The 22,796-nt window shown below is 49.0% G+C and carries 22 protein-coding genes; 6 read left to right on the plus strand and 16 right to left on the minus strand.

Features of this window, described 5'->3' with window-relative positions; all coding sequences use genetic code 11:
- Positions 1 to 336: 336 nt before the first annotated feature.
- From ACFORK_RS26155 to ACFORK_RS26190, 8 genes are all read right to left on the minus strand, one after another.
- Positions 337 to 1,446, minus strand: coding sequence for a Glu/Leu/Phe/Val family dehydrogenase (locus tag ACFORK_RS26155; protein WP_379204681.1), 1,110 nt, complete (start codon positions 1,444 to 1,446; stop codon positions 337 to 339).
- A 97-nt stretch (positions 1,447 to 1,543) separates the two neighbouring features.
- A complete protein-coding gene (locus tag ACFORK_RS26160) occupies positions 1,544 to 1,876 on the minus strand; it encodes a hypothetical protein (RefSeq protein ID WP_379204683.1) in 333 nt (110 codons plus the stop codon).
- Positions 1,877 to 1,928: 52 nt separating this feature from the next.
- Positions 1,929 to 2,630 carry a pirin family protein gene (locus tag ACFORK_RS26165; protein WP_379204686.1) on the minus strand — a complete coding sequence of 234 codons (702 nt, stop codon included), beginning with the start codon at positions 2,628 to 2,630 and terminating at the stop codon, positions 1,929 to 1,931.
- 131 nt (positions 2,631 to 2,761) lie between these two features.
- The gene (locus ACFORK_RS26170; RefSeq protein ID WP_379204688.1) at positions 2,762 to 3,415 is read right to left on the minus strand and encodes a nitroreductase family protein; all 654 of its coding nucleotides are present in this window, start codon (positions 3,413 to 3,415) and stop codon (positions 2,762 to 2,764) included.
- A gap of 160 nt (positions 3,416 to 3,575) precedes the next feature.
- Entirely contained in the window at positions 3,576 to 4,013 is a 438-nt protein-coding gene (locus ACFORK_RS26175) for an RrF2 family transcriptional regulator (RefSeq protein ID WP_175373867.1), read from the minus strand.
- Between the two features lie 150 nt (positions 4,014 to 4,163).
- Positions 4,164 to 5,096, minus strand: a complete 933-nt coding sequence (locus tag ACFORK_RS26180) for a manganese-dependent inorganic pyrophosphatase (RefSeq protein ID WP_379204691.1) — start codon at positions 5,094 to 5,096, stop codon at positions 4,164 to 4,166.
- Positions 5,097 to 5,207: 111 nt separating this feature from the next.
- Positions 5,208 to 6,023: an AAC(3) family N-acetyltransferase gene (locus tag ACFORK_RS26185; RefSeq protein WP_379204693.1), complete on the minus strand. Its 816-nt coding sequence runs from the start codon at positions 6,021 to 6,023 to the stop codon at positions 5,208 to 5,210.
- A 47-nt stretch (positions 6,024 to 6,070) separates the two neighbouring features.
- The gene (locus ACFORK_RS26190; RefSeq protein WP_379204695.1) at positions 6,071 to 6,778 is read right to left on the minus strand and encodes a YjjG family noncanonical pyrimidine nucleotidase; all 708 of its coding nucleotides are present in this window, start codon (positions 6,776 to 6,778) and stop codon (positions 6,071 to 6,073) included.
- Between the two features lie 180 nt (positions 6,779 to 6,958).
- Between ACFORK_RS26190 and ACFORK_RS26195 the strand changes: the two genes are divergently transcribed.
- The gene (locus tag ACFORK_RS26195; protein WP_379204698.1) at positions 6,959 to 7,927 is read left to right on the plus strand and encodes an MraY family glycosyltransferase; all 969 of its coding nucleotides are present in this window, start codon (positions 6,959 to 6,961) and stop codon (positions 7,925 to 7,927) included.
- 117 nt (positions 7,928 to 8,044) lie between these two features.
- Here ACFORK_RS26195 and ACFORK_RS26200 read toward each other — a convergent pair whose 3' ends face one another.
- The 7 genes from ACFORK_RS26200 to ACFORK_RS26230 all read right to left on the minus strand — a co-directional run bounded on the left by ACFORK_RS26200 (position 8,045) and on the right by ACFORK_RS26230 (position 16,391).
- Positions 8,045 to 8,566, minus strand: coding sequence for a mismatch-specific DNA-glycosylase (locus ACFORK_RS26200; protein ID WP_379204700.1), 522 nt, complete (start codon positions 8,564 to 8,566; stop codon positions 8,045 to 8,047).
- A 35-nt stretch (positions 8,567 to 8,601) separates the two neighbouring features.
- Complete coding sequence (locus tag ACFORK_RS26205) at positions 8,602 to 10,653, minus strand: DUF6449 domain-containing protein (RefSeq protein WP_379204703.1); 2,052 nt, start codon at positions 10,651 to 10,653, stop codon at positions 8,602 to 8,604.
- Entirely contained in the window at positions 10,607 to 11,509 is a 903-nt protein-coding gene (locus ACFORK_RS26210; RefSeq protein ID WP_379204705.1) for an ABC transporter ATP-binding protein, read from the minus strand. The genes ACFORK_RS26205 and ACFORK_RS26210 overlap by 47 nt, the downstream gene beginning before the upstream one ends.
- 161 nt (positions 11,510 to 11,670) lie before the next feature.
- A complete protein-coding gene (locus tag ACFORK_RS26215) occupies positions 11,671 to 12,411 on the minus strand; it encodes an amino acid ABC transporter ATP-binding protein (RefSeq protein WP_379204707.1) in 741 nt (246 codons plus the stop codon).
- 15 nt (positions 12,412 to 12,426) lie between these two features.
- Positions 12,427 to 13,086: an amino acid ABC transporter permease gene (locus ACFORK_RS26220; RefSeq protein WP_379204709.1), complete on the minus strand. Its 660-nt coding sequence runs from the start codon at positions 13,084 to 13,086 to the stop codon at positions 12,427 to 12,429.
- A gap of 16 nt (positions 13,087 to 13,102) precedes the next feature.
- Positions 13,103 to 13,879 (minus strand): amino acid ABC transporter substrate-binding protein, encoded by a 777-nt coding sequence (locus tag ACFORK_RS26225; protein WP_379204711.1) that lies wholly within the window; start codon positions 13,877 to 13,879, stop codon positions 13,103 to 13,105.
- A gap of 820 nt (positions 13,880 to 14,699) precedes the next feature.
- Positions 14,700 to 16,391, minus strand: a complete 1,692-nt coding sequence (locus tag ACFORK_RS26230; RefSeq protein WP_379204713.1) for an MFS transporter — start codon at positions 16,389 to 16,391, stop codon at positions 14,700 to 14,702.
- A gap of 158 nt (positions 16,392 to 16,549) precedes the next feature.
- Between ACFORK_RS26230 and ACFORK_RS26235 the strand changes: the two genes are divergently transcribed.
- A complete protein-coding gene (locus ACFORK_RS26235) occupies positions 16,550 to 17,167 on the plus strand; it encodes a TetR/AcrR family transcriptional regulator (RefSeq protein ID WP_379204715.1) in 618 nt (205 codons plus the stop codon).
- 76 nt (positions 17,168 to 17,243) lie between these two features.
- Here ACFORK_RS26235 and ACFORK_RS26240 read toward each other — a convergent pair whose 3' ends face one another.
- Entirely contained in the window at positions 17,244 to 18,386 is a 1,143-nt protein-coding gene (locus ACFORK_RS26240) for a polysaccharide deacetylase family protein (protein WP_379204717.1), read from the minus strand.
- A gap of 488 nt (positions 18,387 to 18,874) precedes the next feature.
- Here ACFORK_RS26240 and qoxA point away from each other — a divergent pair, with 488 nt between their 5' ends.
- Genes qoxA through qoxD form a run of 4 tightly spaced genes read left to right on the plus strand, consistent with a single transcriptional unit; the run spans position 18,875 to position 22,764 of the window.
- Positions 18,875 to 19,891, plus strand: a complete 1,017-nt coding sequence (qoxA, locus tag ACFORK_RS26245) for a cytochrome aa3 quinol oxidase subunit II (protein ID WP_379204719.1) — start codon at positions 18,875 to 18,877, stop codon at positions 19,889 to 19,891.
- A gap of 41 nt (positions 19,892 to 19,932) precedes the next feature.
- Positions 19,933 to 21,876 carry a cytochrome aa3 quinol oxidase subunit I gene (gene qoxB / locus ACFORK_RS26250; protein ID WP_379204721.1) on the plus strand — a complete coding sequence of 648 codons (1,944 nt, stop codon included), beginning with the start codon at positions 19,933 to 19,935 and terminating at the stop codon, positions 21,874 to 21,876.
- A complete protein-coding gene (gene qoxC / locus ACFORK_RS26255; RefSeq protein ID WP_379204723.1) occupies positions 21,873 to 22,469 on the plus strand; it encodes a cytochrome aa3 quinol oxidase subunit III in 597 nt (198 codons plus the stop codon). The genes qoxB and qoxC overlap by 4 nt, the downstream gene beginning before the upstream one ends.
- A 1-nt stretch (position 22,470) precedes the next feature.
- Positions 22,471 to 22,764, plus strand: a complete 294-nt coding sequence (qoxD, locus tag ACFORK_RS26260; RefSeq protein ID WP_175373854.1) for a cytochrome aa3 quinol oxidase subunit IV — start codon at positions 22,471 to 22,473, stop codon at positions 22,762 to 22,764.
- Positions 22,765 to 22,796 lie beyond the last annotated feature (32 nt).

A 22,796-nucleotide genomic window follows, 5' to 3' on the forward strand; every position in this document is an offset into this window, starting at 1 on the left:
GCACGGTGCGCTAGGGTATCTCTCTCCCGCTCGCTTTGCACAGCAATTTACTAAAAAATCCGTTGCGTGACTGTCCACTTTCTTGACAGAGGTCCATATTGTACCTTAAATATTCCAAAATAGGGCCTTCCAGGGTATTCTTTCGAAAATAAGATACAATAATGCTCTTATTCCCCTAATTTAACTATGTTTTAAAAATATAAGGTACAAAAATGCTGTTAGTTGGGGAGGTGGGCCAGCACAGAGTCAAAAAAGGGAGTCCCAGTCAGCCATTTCATGGCTTTGGAGACCCCCTCTATTTTTAAAACGGTAATTCGATTATCTACTAGGCTATGATTATCTTACCGACAGATTTCTTCTGCTGAGGGTGTGATGCCCGTTCTGCAGGAATGTGCTGCGGGTATTTTTGAGAGAGGCTATCCGCTCCTCTGCAAGCCGGTCGGCTGCGGCGTATGTCGGAATTCCATGGTTCCGCGAAATCTCCAGTACTTTGGTGATGTTGTCGTAGATCTTTGCAACCTGTTGATAGGCGCGATCCCGGTTATAGCCGTTCAGTTCGTCGGCAATGTTAATGACACCGCCAGCATTGATCACATAATCCGGTGCATACACAATGCCCATCTCATGCAGCGCCTCACCATGCCGTGCTTCCTTCAACTGATTATTGGCCGCTCCTGCAATAACGCTGGCCTTAATCAGCGGCAGGGTATCGTCATTAAGAGTCGCCCCCAGTGCGCACGGTGCATAAATATCACACGCTACACCGATAATTTCACCAGGATCAACCGCCTTCGCCCCATAAGCTTCAACAGCACGGCTGACTGCCTCCTTGTTGATATCCGTTACGATCAACTGTGCGCCTTCCTCATGCAGATGCTTGCACAGATTGAAAGCGACATTACCAACACCTTGAACGGCAATTGTCTTGCCCTCCAAAGAATCCGTGCCGAATGCAGCCTTGGCTGCTGCCTTCATTCCCTGATAAACGCCAAATGCCGTAGCAGGCGAAGGGTTGCCCGAGGAACCGAAGGTTGGCGACGTACCGGTGACATAATCCGTCTCCTGGTAGATGATGTTCATATCCTCTTCTGTTGTGCCTACATCCTCAGCCGTGATATAACGGCCGTTCAATCCTTGTATGTATCGTCCGAAGGCGCGGAACATAGCTTCACTTTTATCCTTTTTCGGATCGCCGATGATTACAGTCTTACCCCCGCCCAGATTCAGGCCGGATACAGCATTCTTGTAGGTCATCCCTTTAGCAAGACGAAGGGCGTCCACAACGGCTTCCTCTTCGGAAGCATACGTCCACATCCGTGTACCGCCTAGTGCTGGACCCAGGGTGGTGTCATGAATCGCAATTATCGCTTTCAGGCCTGAGGCCTTATCCTGACAGAACAACAATTCCTCATAGTCATCCCGCTCCATTGCTGCAAACCATTCCATGTTCTTCAAATCTCCTGTCTCTTGATCTGGTTGTTCCAAGCTACCCTACAAAGCTAGTATAAGCGGAGAAAATTGTCAATGTGATACCACACGTCGGTCACACCCAATAGTGGTCTGGTCGGTATTCAATCTCTGACTGCACCGACAAACTCAGGGATTGGGATGCTTCATCGTACACTACAGGATTGTCACCTACATAATACCAGTGCTTGACTACAGGTCCGCCAGTCGGCTCCTCAAAGCGGAACACGTTCAGCTCAGCCTTCAGTTCTACTACCGCTTGTCCCTTGTCCGCAGGTACACCGTAGATGGTGATTACCGTTAATGCCCCTTTTTGATCAAACGTATAGGTCAGCCCCTCTGTACTGCTGAGCAACATGCGGCCTGTTACCGAATGCTTCACGAGCACTCTTTCCTGCTGCTGTGTCATATCTATCCCTCCTTTGAATTCCATCTTTAAGGATATCCGTTCACTTCCCCGTTCAGGGCAGATCCACGAGCATAACCAAGACGTTACTACCCGCCTTCAATTCAAGCAACGCCGTTTCAGTGATACGTGCCGAGTCCCCAGGATGCAGGACAACGTCCGCTCCGACCCCAAGCTCACCCTCTACCAGATATATAAAAATTCGTCTTCCCTCTTCTTGGGAAAATGTCAGTTCCTGTCCCTGATGCAGCCGACCAAGATAAATGGTCATATCTTGACCGATCGCCATGATCTCCTCTGATCCACCCGGTGCAACGATCGGCAGCAATTTTCCCTCCAGCTTCGCAAGGTCAAAGACACCGCTGGCATAGGAAGGCGCCGTACCACGGGTTCGCGGCATGAACCATAGCTGCAGCAGCCGTACCGGTTCATCCTCTGAGGGATTATGCTCGGTATGGATCACACCGGTGCCAGCCGACATTCGCTGAACGCCTCCGAAGCGGCTTTCAGCAACATTGCCGAGATTATCCTCATGCCGAAGCCTGCCGGACAGGACAATCGAGACAATCTCCATATCGCTATGCGGATGGGCCCCGAAGCCCTTGCCGGGAGCAATGGTATCATCATTACAGACCCGCATGGGGCCAAATGCTGTATTGTCAGGATCATAGAATTCTCCAAACGAAAAAACATGACTACCTTTCACCCAGCCGTGGTCAAAACGATGGGTTGAATCCGCGGTATAGACCTGAATCATATGATCGCCTCCTTAGTTCTGCTGCCCTTCTATTCTACGAATATTGTAGCAGAAGGTCCGGCAAATTTAAAAACTCAAAAAAGCCGGCCGGCTTTCACCGGTCGGCCTTATTTATACTTGCACAGGCAGAATTATTTCTCCCCTTGGAATTCATTCCAGAATGTCACTTGCTCGAGCGGCAATCTTGTCGTTGGCCGTCCTTCAGCAGCGGCTTTACCTAGCGCAATCAGCATTACGGGAACATAACGCTCCGGAATCTGGAACAGCTCACGGAAAGCGTTGGCATCATATCCACCCATAGGAACAGTGTCATAGCCCTTAGCCTTTGCTGCCAGCATGAGCTGCATGGAGATCAAACCGCCATCTACGAGGGCGATATTACTGCGTCGTTCCGGGCTGAAGCTGGAATAATTATTCCAGGTGTTGTTAACCATCGTTTCCTTGATCTCTGGTGTGATGAATCCCTCAGCCTGCGCCTTATCATAGATTGTATGCACATTGCGGTAAGCTTCGGTATCGCCCAGAACAGCGATTATAGCCGATGCATCCACAGTCTGCTGTTGATTAAAGGCAATCGGCAGCAATTTTTCTTGCACCGATTGATCATTAATCACGATGAAGCGCCATGGCTGAAGATTGGAGGATGAAGGGGCCAGTATAGCATCATTCAAAATCTCCTCGATCTCCTCCCTGGAAATTTTCCAGGATGGGTCGTATTTCCGCACGGAGCGCCGCTCGGATATCACCTTCTTAAATTCTTGCCCTACCTTTAATTCTGTTGTCATAGTAGCTCCTCCTCTTCTTATCCTATTTCTGTGTTATTAAATGCACAGTTTATCACAAAAAAATTTATCCCGGTATGCTTCCCCTGCTGCGCCTGAATCTATGTCATCAGATTTAACTGTAATTTTATATGCACAGTATAATTCAGGAAAAACGCCTTTGTCAACAATCGGTTTTGGCTGCCAAATCTGCAAGTGTATGTTGCTCCAACACCGCGACTACACTCTGGTCCATTTCATCCAGAATATCATCGCATGCCTCCTTCATTCGGTTGCCAAATTTAGAGTCACATATAGTTTCGCTCACAGCTTTGTTGCGTGATTCGCCTACTTCCAGTGCCCGGTAAATCTCTGCCAGCGTAATATCTTCCGGAGCCTTGTTCAGTATATAACCGCCGTCCCGTCCTTCCCTTGTCACAAGCAATTGGTCACGGACTAGACTCGCTAAAATACGTCTTAACGCGGTAGCCTCTGAATCTAATAGCTCTGCCATTTCACAACTGGAGCAGGTCGTAGCTTTGCGGGCGAGAATAACCATGGCCTGAAGCGCCAGTCCGAATGACTTGTACTGCAGAGATCCTGTATTTCTCGTCTTTGTCATGATTGCCCTCTTTCTGATGTGATCCCTATTTATGCTCTAAGTATAGGCTTCAATCACTATTTTGGCAAAATAAAAGCTCTGCCATTACCCAAAAAGGATATGGCAGAGCCTCTATATACACGCACATTGTTCTTGTACAGCTACCGCTTCCTACAGCTTGGCAATCGCCTCTGTCAGCACAGGTACGATTTGCGATTTGCGGGAAACAACGCCCTTCAGAACAGCTTTATTGTCATCCAGCTTTACATTATAAGCTTGCTCTACAGCACCGGCTACGCGGCCCAGGGCCAGCCCAATGGAATCGTTATTCAAGATATCTGTAACTACGAACAGGAACAGATCGAGTCCCTTTTCATCGATAATAGCGGTCAGTGCAGCTTCCAGCTCAGCTTGACGGGAAAGGACATCATTGGTGTCGACCGCGTTCACCTGTGCGATTTCGACTTTGTATTCACCCATCTTGAATTCCTTGGCATCCAGGGAGATCAGTTGGGCAATGCTCTTGTCGCTAAGATCTGCGCCAGCTTTCAGCATGTCCAGGCCATAGCTTTCTGCATCCACACCGGCGATTTCAGCCAGCTCGCGGGCTGCAGCTACATCTTCAGCCGTGCAAGTAGGAGATTTGAACAACAGGGAATCAGAAATAATGGCAGACAGCATCAGGCCAGCAATTTCCTTAGGAATGGCAACACCGTTTTCTTTGTAAAGCTTGTTGAGGATGGTCGCGGTACAACCCACTGGCTCTGCACGATAGTAGAGCGGATGTGCAGTCTCAAAGTTGGCGATCCGGTGGTGGTCGATAACTTCGACAACGCGCACTTGATCGATATCGTTGGCGCTTTGTTGGCGCTCGTTGTGGTCAACCAGAATAACCTGTTTGGCTTCGGTAGCAACATTCTCTACCAGACGAGGAGCCTGTACTCCGAAATGGTCCAGCGCATATTGGGTTTCGCCATTAACCTCTCCAAGACGAACCGGCTCGGCATCCCAGCCCAGTTCTTTCTTCAGTGCGGCATAGGCAATTGCCGAACAGATTGTATCCGTGTCCGGATTTTTGTGTCCAAAGATCAATGTTTTTTCCATTTCCAATCTCCTTACTTTGGTTTTTGTGAGATTAATATACCATACAATGATAGGGCCTAGCCAGTTGGTTTCCCTGATCGAAAACGGACGAGCGATGTTTTTTCGCGGGATCTAGCGGTACACCGGTTGTGTACGTTTGGTCTTGGGCAGCGGCACGGGCTTGTCCTCCCCGTTCAGCGGCTCGTTGTCCGAGAAGAGGTCAGGTTGGTCACGCAGCATGTGGCTGAGCAGTTCAGTGGTCTCTACAGTCCCGCACACCATTACCGCAGCATCGCCGAAGCTGCCCCTGCGCAGGGCCCCTCCGTCCTCGAGCACCCCCTCCACCTTCCAGAAATGCTCCGACCAAGATAGGCCGCAGTGTCTGCGGGAAGGTACGGCGATTTTCTCACCGCCGGGCGTTACAGTGACTAGGTCCTCGTGATCGTCAGTCATCCGGCCCGGGATATCCAGCCATTCCTCGATACCGTGAATGAATGTGTTGCGCCGCAGGTCTACGCCTAGCAGCATGATATCCGCCTCACGGTCCAGCAGCTTGCCCCAGGCAGAGCCGCGAGCGCAAGGTGTATCCCACCGCTCGTCTCCAGCGGTGAATTCAGCTGAGTCCGTCCCCAGCGCTGCAACGGAGTGGGTCGGATGCCAGGAGCGGACTACGCCGGGACGCTTCCGGAACAATTCCGGCAGCACACCGACGCAGGACGGCGAATCTGCAACAGAGAAATGCGGATTGTCAGCGTTGATGTAAGCCCAGGTATGGGTGGGCAATACTAGCAGCCCATCCGACATATATTCACTCAAGGCATCCAGGACGGTATCGGCACCGCCCTCAACCTGCCCGATGCTTTTTAAGGATGAATGCACCAGAACAGTTCCCCGCGGGTCGATTCCCAGCTCCTGCAGCTGCTTCATCAAACTTTCTTTCGTATGCATGTCGATTCTCCCCCTTGTCTTCCGTGTCTCAAGCCACACACCGTCCGCTAGAGGATGGCAGGTGACCCGCTATGCCCAACAATCGCCAGCAGCTCTGATAGATCCTTGATTTCGAACTTGGGCGTGATACCTAAAGTATTCGGCTTGCCCAGCGGGTTGAACCAGCAGGTATCGATACCGTAATTAATGCCGCCCTGGATATCGGAGGTCAGCGAATCTCCAACGATCAGTACGGACGCCTTATCAGTAATACCAAGCTTGGCAAAAGCGTAATCGAAAATACCTGTCTCCGGCTTCTGACATCCAGCCTCTTCGGAGATAATGATCTCCTCAAAAACGTCGTTTAGCGGCGACCCCTGAATTCTGGACGTCTGTACCTCTTTATAACCGTTCGTAATAATCGCCAGACGGCAACCTCTAAGTGCCTCGCACAGTTCCACCGCTCCCTGAATCAGAAAGGTACCCTCCCCTAGATAACGCAAGTACGCTTCACTGAACGCCTCCGGGTCAAGATCCAGGCTATGAGCAGTGAACAGCCGATTGAATCGCTCTACCCGCAGCGCTGCAGCGCTGATTTCTCCCCGCTCCAGATCCTTCCACAATGCATGATTGATCTCCTGGTAACTGGCCGCATAATCCTGCGCTCCGGTCGGCAGACCAAAGTGGGTGAAGGTATGACTCAGTGCATGGCTTTCTGCCATTCCGTAGTCGTATAGCGTATCATCCGCGTCGAATAAAATAACCTCGTAGTTCATATAGTCCTCCCGAAATGTCTTTTTCCAAAGGTACTATAGGGTTCCGGGCAAGTCAATGACGAGGGTCCTGGACAACATTCGAAGGTAACAAATGATGTCAAATGAAGCATATAATCGACAACTTGTCCCTTTTTACGGTATACTTCGAAAAGATGGGTGTTTTCAAAATAATCAACGGTGGTGAGCGTTATTTTATACGTTTTTTCGTTTCTGGTGTCGTTTCTCATCGTCTATTTTTTGATTCCTCCGCTGGGCAGGCTGGCTTTCAGGCTTGATTTTGTGGACAAGCCGAGGAAGGATGTTGAACGCAAAATACATAGGGAGCCCATTCCACTTACTGCCAGCTACGCTATTTTCCTTGGATTCTTTATTACGTACTTAGCATTTGCCCGTGAATTCAACATGGAGACCGTCGCCTTGTTCGCAGGAGGCGTTCTGCTACTGACCATAGGAACAATAGACGACTGGTACAAGACCAAAGGCAAGGATTTCCCTGCACTTCCCAAGATGTTGGTGCAGGTCACCGCAGCGATTCTGGTCTACCTCTCCGGTAATGCCTTTACCGGCTTTTACAATCCATTCTCCGGCGATTATATTGTGCTGCCGGTGATTCTGCAGTTCCTGCTGACGATCCTCTGGATCTTTGGCGTCACGACCGTAATTAACTTCTCAGACGGGATGGATGGACTGGCTGGCGCGCTGACGACCATCTCGGCCATTACCCTGTTCGTAGTGGCTCTAGCCAAAGGACAATCGTCTTCCGCCATCATGGCCATTGCACTGGTGGGCGTAACACTGGCTTATCTGCGCTATAACAAGCCGCCTGCCAAAATCTTTATGGGCGATGCCGGGGCCACCTTCCTCGGCTTCATTCTGGCCGTGATTGCACTGGACGGTGCCTTCAAGCAGGCCACTGTTCTATCAATCTTTATACCGATCCTGGCGATGGGCGTACCCATCTTCGACAACATTTTTGTTGTCATTCGCCGTTTCATCCAGGGCAAGGCCATTTATGAGGCAGACGCCACTCAGGTTCACTATCGCCTCCTCAGAGCAGGTCTGAACCAGAAGCAGGTTGTTGCAGTGCTGTGCCTGATCAGCATCTGCCTGTCGCTATCATCCATCATTCTACTGCTGATCCAGACTTAAGGCAGCAGTTGCACTCCCCGGTACCCGGGGAAGAAGACCCGATCCAAGACAAAGCAGCCCATCTCCAATTTCGGAGATGGGCTGCTTTTTTACATTACTGGGCTACTCTTTTAACGTTCAAGCTTCGTTCTCTTCTGTGAACTCGAACAACTTCCGGTAGATGCCAATGATCTCATGCATCGGCATCCGCACCAGACCGCTGGAGGACGGGGCCACGAATTCCCGCACCCCATCGACTACAGGCTCCACAGCATCCTGGAAGCCCCAATCCGCTTTGCTTCTCCGGGTGAACTCCGTGTAGACGCCTTTACCCACAAAGCAGGCAACCTTCGGCCTGTACTTCTCCAGCTTGGCCCGCAGTAGCTCGCGTCCTGTAACGTATTCCTCACGGGCAATATCCTCGGCTCCACGCGTGGGACGGGCAACAATATTCGTAAAACCATACCCCAGCTTCAACAGCTCCCCGTCCTCGGAGGCATCATACAATCGCGGTGTCAGTCCCGACTGATGCAGAATCCGCCAGAAATTGTTGCGTGGATTGGCATAGTGATGGCCCACCTCTCCCGACCGCAGACTCGGGTTAAAACCGATAAATACAATCTGCAGTCCATCATCCAGATGGTCAGCAACTTCATTCATCCAGCATTCCTCCTTAACCCGTACAAGTTATGATTCTAGCGAAGCAGCTTTCTTAATTCAGGCGACAAATCGTCCGCTTCCATCAGGACATATTCCGGCGAACCATCTTCATAATTCTTTTTCACCAGATAAGTGCCCTTGCGGATCATATACGTCTTCTGGCATTTCAGAACATCTGCAATCTCGTCCTTGTCCTGCGTTACCACCGAGCGGTTTTCCTTACGGGCAATCGCCAAGTACTGCTCAGGGTCGTAATAGTACGAACGGTCACCCGATACGATTTTCGGTTCAAAGGCGGCAATCTCTACAGAGTCAATATTCTTGGCCGTTATCATGATTTTATCGGAATATCCTTTGTTCGCCAGCCAATTCAGCAGCTTGTGATAGGAGGGCAGTATGCTATAGCTGTAAAAGGAAACTACGTTCCTGTCTTCCATCGTAATCGGAATATCGACACTCGCGAGCGGAACATCATCCCCGATCTGATCAGCATACGACATACCCAGAATTTCTTGGCGCAACAACGCCTTGAATTCGTTGATCTCCGCAGAATGGGTAAGGACGACTACGCCCTCCCTTGTGCTGATATTCATGGTCTTCACATCATGCTCAAGCTGGGACAGGACATACTCCGTCTTCTTGTAGCCTTCCGTCTCCATAATTGCTCTCAGCTCCGGCTCGAAGCCAACAATAGGCACCTGATATTCTCTGGTTAATGTGTGTCCGCTCTTCAGTCGGTATACAATGCTCATGCTGCGCACCCTGGAATCCTTATAGAAGGAGTCCCCGGTGGGCGCTGTAGGACGGATCACTGAGAGCGTACTGTGGAGCTTTTGAACGGCCCTGATATAGTCCTTGTCGCCCGAGAACGGATCGACTTTATTGAACGGATTGTATGCCTCATAGGGATTCGTAGAGTTCTGCTTCTGTGTGTATAGATTATACAGACTGCCAGCGTATACCTGGGATATTTGCTCTTCATCCGGTACTCTGGCCTCATATCCCGTCCATCCGGAGACAGGGATGTAGAGCAGCAGACTCAACAGCAGCGTATAGACCGCAAAGTCGAGCGGAATTTTACGACTCATGATATGCCACGATTTGCGGATAACCATCTCGGATGCGATATAGCCAACTACTGCTCCAATCGCATAGCCCCCAAAGGTCCAGACCAGTTTGCCACTCATGTTCATTGAAAAATAGTTTCCAGCAATCAGCATGCAGCACAGCATCACCCCGGCTTTGAAGAACGGGTTGAAGTAAGTAAAAGCAATCGCCTGTCCGGCCATCTCCACGTGACGCCTCCGGTACAACAAATAACTCAGGACAACGACAACAACAGTCAGCCCCACATATATACATAATTCACTGAATTCGAACGCCTGATTGCTTACTGAGAACAGATGCACAAGGGGAGACCAGAGATCACTGCGGATGCTGTTCGTATAAATCGCGTAAGGATATCCATACAGATACAATGAGAAGTAATAAGAGATCAGCTGCATTAGCATGTAAGGCAGGATGAGCAATACAAAGCTTGCGATTCCCTGGATTACAGTTTGTCCTGTACAAATCCCTACAAAGACACTGAAACAAAACAGGAAAATGGAAAGCACACTAACTGTAATAGCCCATGTCCAGATATCCTTGCCCGTAAAATCATAAAGATCCCCGGTCCACGGCCGAGTAATTGCCGTAATGGCTGCACAGAGCCAAACCGGTACAAGCACCAGTACTATCCCACTTCCCAAATGGGAGGTCAGCAGATGCTCTCTGCGCAGTGGCAAGCTGTGCAGCAGATCAGCCGGTGCTTTGACTTGAAGATACCGGAACAGCATAAGTCCCGCAGACAAGGGAATGCAGACAATCAGCAGCCCTTGCATCCCGGCACCAAGCTGAAACAGACTGGTTACCTTTTGATTGAACAGGCTGGGGTTGCCAGTCATGAACATTTGCAGCGGTACTGTAAAGATCAAGCCAAGTGTATAAATGATGCCGATCCACCCGTATTGCCGGAAGTTCTGGCGGATCAGCGCAAGGTTAAAGAAGTAGCGGGCGCGTATCATACCCGGCATCCCCCATTTCATAGATAAAGATTTCCTCCAGTGTCAGCGGCAGAAGATCAAATACATAAGGCTGATAAATTCCGAAGGCTGCCTTGATCCGCTCGCGGTCACCTCGGACAATGAGCAGGCTGACGCTACCTCTGACTTCACGGTGCAGTACCTGCAGCTTGGCCGATATTGCCCGCTCATGGCGTTCGTCACGGAACGCGACCTGTACCTTGTGAGTATCCGCCTTGAGATCATTAAGATCCATCTCTACCCGCATTTTCCCGCCGTGCATAATGCCAACAGGGCCGCATAAATCTTCGATCTCATGCAGATTATGCGAGGATATCAGGACTGTCAGTTGCCGCTCGGCCACTTCTTGAAAGAGTAGATTCTTGATTTGGCGCCGCATCACAGGGTCCAGTCCATCATGCGGCTCATCCATCACTAGCACATCTGGCATACAGCTGAGACTCAGCCAGAATGCGGCCTGCCGCTGCATTCCCTTGGAGAAGCGGCTTAGCTTGCGGTTCATATCCAGCCGGAACACATCACGGAGCTGCTCGAAATATGCCTGATTCCAGCGTGGATACACTGAGCGATAAAAATCGGCCATGCTCTTGATCGTTGCCTGCGGAAAGAAGGCAGGACTATCCGGCATAAATATAATCCGCTGCTTGACCTCCGGCCGCTCAAAGATCGGTTCACCGTCCAGCTTGACGGTTCCGGACTCCGGTTGCATGATGCCGGCCAGAATCTTCAGCAGCGTGGTTTTACCTGCGCCGTTGGAGCCTAGCAGCCCGTAAATCTTCCCTTTATGTATAGTCAGCGAAATGCCATCAACGGCGGCTTCACCACGAAAGGACTTTTTGACTCCCCGTATCTCTATCATTTCGCTGTCCCCCTGCTTGTATGAACTGTACTATAATTATTGTTACCACCCTAACAGCTGTCAATGAAAAAAGCGCACAGAAATCTATGCACTTTTTCCCATCGCTCGCTATTCTATTTAATTTCTATTGTGAAGTAATGAGTAGCGCAAACTTATCCAGACTAGAGCTTGAGGAAAGAACGGGTCCGCTCTAGCTTCGGATTACCAAAAATCTGCTCCGGGGTCCCGGACTCGGCAATCTCTCCCTTGTCCATAAAGATAATTCGGTCCGCCACATCACGGGCAAAGTTCATCTCATGGGTAACGATGATCATCGTCATCTTCTCTTCGGCCAGTTGGCGAATGACCCGCAGTACCTCTCCTGTCAGCTCCGGGTCCAGTGCCGAGGTCGGCTCATCAAAAAGCAGGATGTCCGGGTTCAGCATCAGCGCCCTGGCAATCGCCACCCGCTGCTTCTGTCCGCCAGACAGCATCGAAGGATAGACGTCGGCCTTGTCGGCAAGGCCTACCTTGGCTAGCAGATCCTTGCTTCTCGCTGCGATCTCCGAACTACCCTCCCGCTTCAGCGTCCGAGGAGCCAGCTCCAGGTTCCCCCGCACTGTCAGATGCGGGAACAGGTTAAAGTGCTGGAACACCATGCCCATCTTGGCCGTAATTCCCTTGATCTGGGCATGCCCGGCGTAGCTGCCGTTGTCCACCAGCGCCTGCCCCTGAATGATGATGCTCCCGCCGGTAACCTCCTCCAGATGCACCAAACTGCGCAGCATGGTGCTCTTCCCGGAGCCGGACGGGCCGATCACTGCCACCGTCTCTCCCGGATCTACGGCGAACGTCACCCTTTTCAGCACCTCAAGCTTGCCAAATGATTTTTGCAGTTCTTTTACTTCGATCATACTGCTCATAAATGGACATTCCCTTTACTCGAATTTGAAACGCTTCTCCAGCGCCTTGAAGAACAGCGTTAATACCAACGTCATTAGCAGATAAATCACGCCTGCCACCACAAACGGAGTCACCGTAAAATCACGATTCACCGCCGTCTTAGCGTAGTTCAACAGCTCCGGGACCGCTACGGCATACAACAGCGCCGTATCTTTGACCAATAAAATGGACTCATTCGCCACCGCAGGCAGCGCGACCCGGAACATCTGCGCCAGAATGACCTTACGCAGCGTCTGCCATTTGCTAAGCCCCAGCACTTTGGCCGCTTCATGCTGCCCCTTGTCGATGGACAGCAAGCCTCCGCGGAATATCTCAGCAAAGTAAGCACCATAATTAAGGATAAAACCCAGGCAGGCAGCCGTAAACCGATCCATAACCAGATACTCGCCGATGACCGGGATCTGCGGCAGACCGAAGCAGAAGAAGAGTAATTGTAGCAGCAGCGGTGTTCCGCGCATGACATAAATATAGCTGTGAGCAATCCAGGCCAGCGGCTTCATCGTGCTTTTGGCCATCAGCATCACTACAAGTCCCAACGGGATGGACAGCACAATAACAATTAGAAAGAGCAGAATCGTTGTTCGCGCGCCCTCCAGCATAGGTCCGGCGATTTTAATTATATAATCGAGACTCATTGTACCCGCTCCCTGCTTATTTTAGCACCTTGTTCTCTCCAAACCACTTGGTGGAAATCTCTGCTGCTGTTCCATCACTGTTCATCGTATCAAGCGCCTTTTGCAGCTCCTCCAACAGCGCTTCATTGCCTTTCTTGATACCAACCCCGTATTGCTCCGGCGCCAGAGATTCATCCAGCAGCTTGAAGGTGCCAGGCTCTTTGGACATATAATATCTAGCCACAACCTCGTCAATGACTACACCGGCCAGACGCGAGGTTTTGAGATCTGTGAGGGCTAGCACATTGTCCGGGAATTCAGAAATACCAGCAACTTTATCCTTAATCGGATTAGCATCCAAGGCATCCGCTGCGGAGGACAGACTTTGCAGTCCGATTTCCTTACCTGCCAGATCCTCCAGCTTAGTAAGTGGCGAAGAGGCCAAGACTACAACAACCTGACTGTTCTCCAAATAAGGCTTAGTGAATAATACCTTCTCCTTGCGCTCATCCGTGATGGTATAGCCGTTCCAGATCATATCAATGCGTCCGCTGTTCAGCTCTGATTCCTTGGCCGACCAATCGATAGGCTGGAAAGTGACTTCCTTGCCCATTTTTTCAGCAGCCGCTCTTGCGTAATCAATATCAAAACCAACAATCTCATTCTTATCGTCCCGGAAGCCCATCGGTGCGAATTTGTCATCAATCCCGATCACCAGCTTGCCGCTATCAGCTTTGCCATTCGATGAGGAGCAACCCGCCAAAAGCACAATTGCCGCCATCGCTGTTATCATCCATAATCCCATTCTCTTCATCTTTGTTCTCCCCCTAGTAAATGAAAGCATCTTTTGCTTTAATTCGTTAATACGTTATTAGAGTATCATGATAACATAGCCTATGAATGTCGTCGATAGAGTTGAGTCAGTGATCTGTGTCAAAAAAGAAAAAGCAGTGCCGCAATCCGTTGAGGAAGGCTGCACTGCTTGTATATAAAGCGACTTAAGACCGGAACTTACGATTGGCCCTTGCGATCGGAACGGGAGATCTGAGCTGACGATTGAAACTTACGATCGGTACAGAAGATCCGAACTTGCGATCAGAATTGACGATTGAAACTTAAGGCTCTGTCGTCACTACGGTGGATGCGTGGACTTTCGGTCACATTGAAGTTATATCATTCCCGCCTGACGAATACGAAAATAAGCGCATTTTTGCACCTTAATTCAACTGAAAATATAGGAATAAGTAAATTAAGGGCATTTTTGTATGTTAATTCTCTTGGCATACCAACTTTCGCGGGTAAATCAGGAAAATAAGGTGCAATAATGCACTTAATTTCCTTGTTCACTCTAAAACGATGAATATAAGGTGCAAAAATGTCGTTATTTCAAACGTTGAAGAGGTTAACTTGCCAGTCCAGTCTGTTTCTGGAGATTCCCCCCGGTTCAGTCTGTTCTCAGCTCAAGCTTTCGATAAGGCCCTGGTAAACCCTCAGTTCATTTCATTGTATACGGCATAAGGCGGTGTTCGTATATAAGCGACATAAGGCAGACACTGCCTTTGTAATGTACAGCAGACTAAGATTTTTTGCCAAGAGCCTTTGAGTCTGCAGTTATATAGACCTTTCCGATTCTCTCAAATCTCACTTCCAAGAGGCTCCTCATTCAGCACGCTGCGCTTTCTACGTTGATCACTGAACATAGCAAAGGCAATGCCGGGAAGCAGCAGAATGCTCGCAAAAGCATAAGTGCGGCTGAAAGCCTCTACCGACGCTTCGCGCAGCCCTCCGCCCGCCTGCTGCAGCAGGACTTGAATTTCGGTTAGCTGTCGCTGCTGGTCAGTCTTGAAAGCGGAACGTTCTTCCTCAGGCAAGGCTAAGACTGCCTGCTCCAGATCTTTGCTAAGCCTTTGTGTCATTGCTCCACCCGCTGCTCCATCTGAGGCGGAAATTTTACCTGCTTTAACCATAGTGCCTAACTCTTCCCCAAGTTTTTGCTTCACAAAGGGCTGTAATATAGCATCCTCACGAATAGATTGCGCAGCATGCTCAGCAGCCGTCCCGATCCTATCATTGAAATTTTGTTGCAACACCGTCACGATGATGGCTACCCCCAGGACACTCCCAAGGGCTTTCGTCATATTCGTTATCCCTGAAGAGATCCCCACCTTCTCTTCGGGGACATTGCGGATGGCGGAGGACATGACCGGAGCCATAACTAGCCCCATTCCCAGCCCGGCAATCCCAAGCGTAATTAGCACTTGCGACAGTGAAGCATCCCCATGAAGACCGCTCAAAGCATACGTAGCCCCGGCCATCACGGTTACGCCTGCAACAGAGAACCAACGGCTTCCATATTTACTTGAGAGCGGTCCGGACCCCCCTGAACTCAAGATCGACCCCAGAGCAATTACAGACAAGACCAGACCCGCCTTCAACTCTGTCATGCCCATAATACGAGTCAGGAAAAAGGAGGTCAGCAGGGAGAGATTCATAAGCCCCGCCCCTACGATCAACAATGTCAATGCCGCTCCATTAAAGGCACGTATTCTAAACAGCGACAGTGGCATCATCGGTTCCTTCCCCTTCCATTGTGTGACAAAGAAGAAGAACAGCACCAAAATACCTGAGGTTAAAAGGCCATAGAATGCACCCGACTGCCAGCCATAATCCTGGACTTTAATTAACGCGTACGTAATTAAAAACATACCTACCGAAATCCCTGCCATTCCCGCAAAATCAAGCGTGCGTCCAGCCGAGCTATCTCTGGATTCCTTGATGAAGAGAAGAACAAGAATAATACTAAGAATGCCTAACGGCACATTCACCCAGAATATCCATTCCCAATTCAATTTCTCCGTAAGAATACCACCAAGGGCCGGGCCGCTCGCCGCCGCCAGACCGCCTACCGCCCCCCAAATCCCGATAATCAGACCATGCATCTCCTTGGGAAAAGTTGTCGTCGTCAGCGGAATCGTCACCGGCACAATAATGGCTCCGGCCAGTCCCTGAATAACTCTCATCGCAACCAGCATTTCCAGCGAAGAGGAAAAGCCTGCTAGAAGCGAGGCTATGGTAAACACAGCTATTCCGAGCAAAAATAACTTTCTGCGGCCAAATTGATCCGCCAGGCGCGAAGCAGTGAGGATAAGCGCGGCAAAAGCCAGGTTGTAGCCATTCATTACCCAGGAAATTTGCGAGACATTCCCTCCGAAATGCTTCGTCATCTCTGGCAAAGCAACGTTAATAATCGTCGTGTCCAGCAGGGCCATAAAAAATCCCAATACGATTGCTGTAAAAGAAAAAATCCTTTTTGTTCGTATACTCATCGTCCTCATCCCTCCGAATAACTGAACTATAGTTCACATTTAAGATTATATGAACTATAGTTCACGTTTGTCAATCGAAAATTGAACCAAAGTTCAACTTTCGTTGACACTCTAATTCCCCTCTACTACAATCGTTATAACAGGAGGGAATTTAAGCTATGAAGGACACAGACGATAAAACAAGAACGCCCCAACAGGGCCGGAGCATCAAAACCAAACAAGCCATTGTTACAGCAGCTATGGAGCTGTTTTCAAATAAGGGGTACCATCAAACCAATACCAAGCAAATAGCCGCCGCTGCAGGCGTTTCTACAGGAAGCTTCTACTCTTATTTCACAGATAAGAAGGCTGTGTTTATAGACGTTCTAAAGCATTACAACGAAGCACTGCTGAGCCGTGTCGATGCTTCCCTCGCAGAGATTAACTTTGATTTCTCGGACAAAAGGGCAGTCATCAACCACCTTGTTGACAGCCTTATTTTATCGCACCAGGTCTATAATGGATTTCATAAAGAACTGTCCATCATGCAACTTAGTGACTATGAAATCAACCGATTAATGGGTGAGCAATACGAAGTGGGCCGTCAGATTACACTCGGATATCTGCAGTTGGACAAGGAAGAGGTCAATGTCGAGGATGTAGAGGCTGCTGCTATAGTGGTCTTCGAATCAGTGAGCACGGTTGTAGATGCCATCGTCTATTCCAGCCAAAGCATTGCCTCGGAACGCCTGAAATCTGAGCTGGTCAATATGATTGCAAAGTATTTATACGATTAAATGTGGTCATTAAAACAAAAAGGATGCTCCCAGCCTGTAAATGGCCAGGAACATCCTATTTATTCTGAACTATTGTTTAACGATAATCCTTCCAGAAGTTATGCGGCTGCATATCTTTGGTAATAATCTCAAAGGAGTACCCTTCCTTCTTCAGCGTCTCCAGAATCTGTGGCAGCACCTTCAGTGTAGCCTTCTGGTCATGCATCAGAATGATCGGGTTGCTCTGTGATTTCTTCAAATTATGAACCTGGCTCATAACGGTGTTGTAGATTTTGGCGCTATTCTCCTTGTACTTCCAGTCGTCGGAGTCTACGTTCCAATCCCAGAGGTGATAGCCTTGAGTCAGCACTTTGTCTCTAAACGCATTGGTGAAATAAGGCTTGCTGCCGTAAGGCGGACGAATCAGTGAAGTACCCGTTCCAGTGATTTTCTTCAGGATAGCATTGTCATTGTTCATCTCACCAAGAGCAGCTGCCGGGGAAGCGTAGAACTTCTCCTTTACGTGCGTCATTCCATGCAGACCAAGGCCATGGCTTTCCTTCGCAGTACGCTTAACCTGTGCAGGATAGGTGTTCATTTTGGGACCCAGCATGAAGAATGTGGCCTTTACCTTATATTTGGCCAGGATATCAAGCAACTGAGTAGTGGTAGCCGATGGTCCATCGTCAAAGGTCATATATACTGTTGTTCCCGGCTTTCCTGAATGGTCAGGTGTAGCTGTTGGGGTCTGTGCACCAGTCCCTGTCTTCGGCTGCAGTTCCTTCTTATACTGATTAATAAATGCCGTATCACTCAGTTTGGCTGTACTGTTCTGTACTCTCAGTAAATATTGCTCCGGCACATAGGAAATAGTATAACCTAGCAGTGCTGAAATCCGTACTGGAACCATGAGCTTACCAGCACGCTCGAAGGTATCCATTGCGACCTTGCTTCCATTGTTCAGAGTAGCTGTAGTATGGTTATTCAGCAGCTTGAGCGAAGAGCCACTGGCAACCACACTGATTCCATCTGATAGTCCGTTCAGCGTCCAGCCCAATTCCTGCGCCAAATCGCGCAGCGGAACATAATAAGAATCTTTTACTGATACAGCCTCGATTCCGGTCAGTTTATCATTAACCCCTAGCTTCAGGGATTGCATGCCAGCGGCCTCACCTTCACGAACCCATCCCAAACTTACGAAAAATGCAATAAATAATAGCAACAACTTTTTAGTAGACACCGGCAGGATCTCCCTATCTATGTATATTTTCTATTACTGTACCATAGATACATAGAATGAAATTTGAGAGATTGTAACCAACCGCATAAAAAATTGTTACCAATTAGACACTATATCGGATTCATTATATTTTCATAAAAAATAACGCAACTTTCGTCGAATCCTGTCACAGCAATAAAAAAGCGGTTAAAAACCGCATATTTGGAGCAAAATAATTGTGGCGAAATTAGTAACATTAGTGAATTATTGAACAAATTTCGAACAATTAAAAATCTCCCTAAAGTAGCGTCACTACAGTGATCTATATCACACCTTAGAAACATTGTAACAAATCTAACACAAATATTTAACGATATCGCCATATTTGAGGACTTAAATAGGAAAAATGATAAAATATGTCTTTTGCAATCTACCCTCGGACTTCTTACTATATATAGAGGTTAATGATTTCGGCTAATGATAAGAATTATTGAAGGAAGGAGTTCAACATGAACAAAAAAGGGCCGTTATACGCTTTGTTCCTCAGCCTGATTCTCCTCCTGCCGGGTTGCAGTTCGCTAACTGTATTGAACCCGAAAGGTCCGGCTGCGAGAACGCTATCAGACACGATCATCCTCTCCATACTGGTGATGCTCGGTGTTCTGGCTGTTGTCTACATTTTATACGTCTTTGTCCTTGTGAAGTACCGCGCAAAGAAGAGCAACGAGGGGTACGTTCCACCGCATGAAGAGGGCAACAAATGGCTGGAGGCGGTTTGGATCGCCATTCCAATCGTCATCGTCACTATCCTCTCTGTAATCACAGTAAAATCCACCAGCGCTGTAGAAAATGTCCCTAAGGACTATAAAAATATTAAGCCGCTGGTCATCTATGCTTCCTCTTCCAACTGGAAATGGCATTTCAGCTATCCTGAAGAAGGTATCGAAACGGTGAATTACGTGAATATTCCTGTACACCGTCCGGTTGAATTCCGCCTGTATTCGTTCACTTCGATCTCAAGTTTCTGGATTCCACAGCTTGCGGGACAGAAATATGCGATGAACGACATGTTAACCCAGCTTAATCTAGTAGCTGATACGGCTGGCTCTTTTATCGGAAAGAACTCGAACTTTAACGGTAAAGGTTTTGCCCACATGGAATTCGAAGCTCTGGCTATGACAGAGAAAGAATATGATGGCTGGGTAAAAGATGTTAAAGAAACCGCACAGCCGCTGAAAGAGGATGAATTCAAGGATTTGCTGAAGACCGAATTTGTTGGACGCAAAACCTACTCTTCCACCCACTTAGACTTCAGTCCGCCGCCAGGCAATCATGGTGATCATATGAGCCATGACGGCATGGAAATGGATATGGATAACGGCAATATGGAGCATAAGGAGAACAAGAAAGTTCATCCATCTCCAGCGCCTTCTAGTGAGACCATATTTGACGGCAAACCTGATACGGAGGTTCAGCCAGTGCCAACCTCTTCGGAAGCCGAGAGTAAACACGAAGGACACCACTAGGCTTTATTGCCAGTGTGAATACCTGAAAGGAGTCATCCCTAATGGATTTGGAAAAGTTTAAGGTTCACGGTGGGGTCCTAATCTACGGAGCAATGGTCAGTATTGCGCTGGCCACGCTAGCGATTATCATTGGACTAACCGTTTTCAAAAAGTGGGGCTACCTGTGGCGTGAATGGTTGACTACAGTTGACCATAAGCGCATCGGGGTCATGTATATCCTGGCTGCCCTGCTGATGCTATTCCGCGGCGGTATCGACGCGATTATGATGCGTCTGCAGACCGCAGCGCCAGATATGAAATTTCTCGACGCACAGCACTATAACGAGGTCTTTACCACACACGGACTGATCATGATTCTCTTCATGGCCATGCCGTTTATCATCGGTCTGATGAACGTTATCGTACCGCTGCAAATCGGCGCAAGAGACGTGGCATTCCCGCGTCTGAACGCTGTCAGCTTCTGGCTCTTCTTCTTTGGAGCGATGCTGCTGAATATCTCCTTTGTTATCGGGGGATCACCGGATGCCGGCTGGTCCGCATACTTCCCACTCGCTAGCATTGAGTTCAGCCCAACGGTAGGTAACAACTACTACTCGCTCGCACTGCAGATTTCTGGTATCGGTACAATGCTAACAGGGGTCAACTTCATCGTGACTATCCTGAAGATGCGTGCCCCAGGCATGAAGTTGATGCGTATGCCAATGTTCACCTGGTCTGTTCTGATCACCAACGTTATCATCGTATTCGCCTTCCCGGTGCTTACGGTAGCACTGGCGCTGATGATGTTCGACCGGTTGTTCGGCTCTCAATTCTTTACGATGGCCAACGGCGGTATGGATATGCTATGGGCCAACCTCTTCTGGGTATGGGGACACCCTGAGGTATATATCGTTATATTGCCGGCCTTCGGTATTTATAGTGATATCATCTCAACCTTCTCCAAAAAGAACCTGTACGGATACACGTCCATGGTTGCAAGTATGGTCGTTATCTCGCTCCTGTCCTTCCTGGTATGGGCTCACCACTTCTATACCATGGGTCAAGGCGTAATGGTCAACAGTTTCTTCTCCATCACTACGATGGCGATTGCTGTACCGACAGGGGTTAAAATATTCAACTGGCTATTCACTCTCCGAAAAGGGCGAATAACCTTCACTACCCCGATGCTCTACACCCTGGCGTTTATTCCGATCTTTACGATCGGTGGGGTTACAGGCGTCATGCTGGCAATGGCCAGCGCCGACTATCAGTACCATAACACCATGTTCCTGGTGGCGCATTTCCACTACGTTCTGATTCCAGGTGCGGTCTTCGCCGTTATCGCAGGTTTCCACTACTGGTTCCCGAAAGTATTCGGCTTCCGTCTCAACGAACGTCTCGGTAAGCACGCCTTCTGGTGGATTATCATTTCCTTTAACGTCGCGTTCTTCCCACTGTTCATTCTTGGACTCATGGGTATGACCCGACGGATGTACACTTACTCAGCAGAGACGGGCTTTGGTCCGCTTAATATGCTCTCCTTTGCAGGAGCACTTGGTATGGCTATCGGATTTGTCATTCTGGTCTACAACATCTACTGGAGTACACGCTACATGCCGCGGGATACCAATGGTGACCCATGGGATGCTCGTACCCTGGAGTGGGCGACTAACAGCCCGATCCCAGCCTACAACTTTGCAGTTGTTCCTACCGTAACAGATCGTGATGCATTCTGGGTATCCAAGCAAGAGAACGTTCCTTTGTTCAAGGAACAAATCAAGAAGATTCATATGCCTAGTAATACAGGCAAGCCATTCATCCTTGGTGTAATCTTCTTCTTCTTCGGATTCTTCATGGTATTCAGCATGTGGGTTCCTGCGATTGTATCGGGAGTTGGGATTCTGCTTACGCTTTGTGCGATGTCTTTCGACAGAGACCACGGATTCTACATCCCTGAGAAGGAAATTATCGCTACTGAAAAGAAACTGCGGGGTGAGACTGTATGAAAATAGATGCGTCCAAGCCGCTTGAATATTCAACAGAAGAGAACAGTAACAAGATTTTCGGCTTCTGGGTCTTCCTGGGAGCGGAAATCGCCCTCTTCGCTACTTTGTTCACGGTTTACTTTGTACTTGTGAACCGCTTTGCTAGCGGTCCAAACGGCAGTGAGCTTTTTGAGATCGGTCCGGTGCTGTATGAAACATTCCTGCTCCTGACAAGCTCATTTACGATCGGTCTTGCCATTCATGCCATGCGGCATGGATACAAGAAAGCCATGATGGTCTTTTTCGGGATTACCCTGCTGATGGGTCTCGGCTTCCTTGCAATTGAAATTACGGAATTCTTCACCTATGTTCATGAAGGAGCAACGCTGCAAACCAGCGCCTTCCTGTCCAGTCTGTTCGTATTGCTCGGTACGCACGGAGCTCACGTAACCTTCGGGTTGCTGTGGGGATCGGCTATCCTGATTCAGCTGAAGCGTCACGGCATCAACCCGGCTACAGCGAACAAGTCATTTATCTTCTCTCTGTACTGGCACTTCCTGGACGTTGTCTGGATCTTTATCTTCAGCTACGTCTACCTGAAAGGACTGATGTGACATGATGAAGCAACTGTTTCCAATCCGCCATGTGCTGGGTTATATCGCCTCTCTCGTCCTTTCTGCCGCAGCGCTGGCTGTGATCTACCTGGATCTGTCCAGAGCAGCAAATTTGGTAATTCTGGCCGTTACGGCGATTATACAAGCATCCCTGCAGCTCTTCCTGTTCATGCACATCGGAGAGTCGGCAGACACCAAGAAAGAACTGTACCTCAATATCGCCTATGCCTTGTTTGTCGGCTTGGTAACGATCTTCGGAACCTTGTTCATCTTCGTATGGGGCTGGTACGCTTAATTCCTGCAAAAGGAATAGCGGTATAGTTTGAT

Origin of the sequence: Paenibacillus sp. GCM10012306, assembly GCF_042649265.1 — a bacterium.
Lineage (GTDB): Bacteria > Bacillota > Bacilli > Paenibacillales > Paenibacillaceae > Paenibacillus_AQ.

Bases quoted from the DNA above. Each gene is read 5' to 3' on its own strand.
- ACFORK_RS26225 (WP_379204711.1), bottom strand. From the start codon at position 13,879: ATGAAGAGAATGGGATTATGGATGATAACAGCGATGGCGGCAATTGTG.
- ACFORK_RS26160 (WP_379204683.1), bottom strand. From the start codon at position 1,876: ATGACACAGCAGCAGGAAAGAGTGCTCGTGAAGCATTCGGTAACAGGC.
- ACFORK_RS26220 (WP_379204709.1), bottom strand. From the start codon at position 13,086: ATGAGTCTCGATTATATAATTAAAATCGCCGGACCTATGCTGGAGGGC.
- ACFORK_RS26185 (WP_379204693.1), bottom strand. From the start codon at position 6,023: ATGCATACGAAAGAAAGTTTGATGAAGCAGCTGCAGGAGCTGGGAATC.
- ACFORK_RS26175 (WP_175373867.1), bottom strand. From the start codon at position 4,013: ATGACAAAGACGAGAAATACAGGATCTCTGCAGTACAAGTCATTCGGA.
- ACFORK_RS26190 (WP_379204695.1), bottom strand. From the start codon at position 6,778: ATGAACTACGAGGTTATTTTATTCGACGCGGATGATACGCTATACGAC.
- ACFORK_RS26180 (WP_379204691.1), bottom strand. From the start codon at position 5,096: ATGGAAAAAACATTGATCTTTGGACACAAAAATCCGGACACGGATACA.
- qoxD (WP_175373854.1), top strand. From the start codon at position 22,471: ATGATGAAGCAACTGTTTCCAATCCGCCATGTGCTGGGTTATATCGCC.
- ACFORK_RS26235 (WP_379204715.1), top strand. From the start codon at position 16,550: ATGAAGGACACAGACGATAAAACAAGAACGCCCCAACAGGGCCGGAGC.
- ACFORK_RS26155 (WP_379204681.1), bottom strand. From the start codon at position 1,446: ATGGAATGGTTTGCAGCAATGGAGCGGGATGACTATGAGGAATTGTTG.
- ACFORK_RS26200 (WP_379204700.1), bottom strand. From the start codon at position 8,566: ATGAATGAAGTTGCTGACCATCTGGATGATGGACTGCAGATTGTATTT.
- ACFORK_RS26230 (WP_379204713.1), bottom strand. From the start codon at position 16,391: ATGAGTATACGAACAAAAAGGATTTTTTCTTTTACAGCAATCGTATTG.
- ACFORK_RS26170 (WP_379204688.1), bottom strand. From the start codon at position 3,415: ATGACAACAGAATTAAAGGTAGGGCAAGAATTTAAGAAGGTGATATCC.
- qoxA (WP_379204719.1), top strand. From the start codon at position 18,875: ATGAACAAAAAAGGGCCGTTATACGCTTTGTTCCTCAGCCTGATTCTC.
- qoxB (WP_379204721.1), top strand. From the start codon at position 19,933: ATGGATTTGGAAAAGTTTAAGGTTCACGGTGGGGTCCTAATCTACGGA.
- ACFORK_RS26215 (WP_379204707.1), bottom strand. From the start codon at position 12,411: ATGAGCAGTATGATCGAAGTAAAAGAACTGCAAAAATCATTTGGCAAG.
- qoxC (WP_379204723.1), top strand. From the start codon at position 21,873: ATGAAAATAGATGCGTCCAAGCCGCTTGAATATTCAACAGAAGAGAAC.
- ACFORK_RS26205 (WP_379204703.1), bottom strand. From the start codon at position 10,653: ATGAAATGGGGGATGCCGGGTATGATACGCGCCCGCTACTTCTTTAAC.
- ACFORK_RS26210 (WP_379204705.1), bottom strand. From the start codon at position 11,509: ATGATAGAGATACGGGGAGTCAAAAAGTCCTTTCGTGGTGAAGCCGCC.
- ACFORK_RS26165 (WP_379204686.1), bottom strand. From the start codon at position 2,630: ATGATTCAGGTCTATACCGCGGATTCAACCCATCGTTTTGACCACGGC.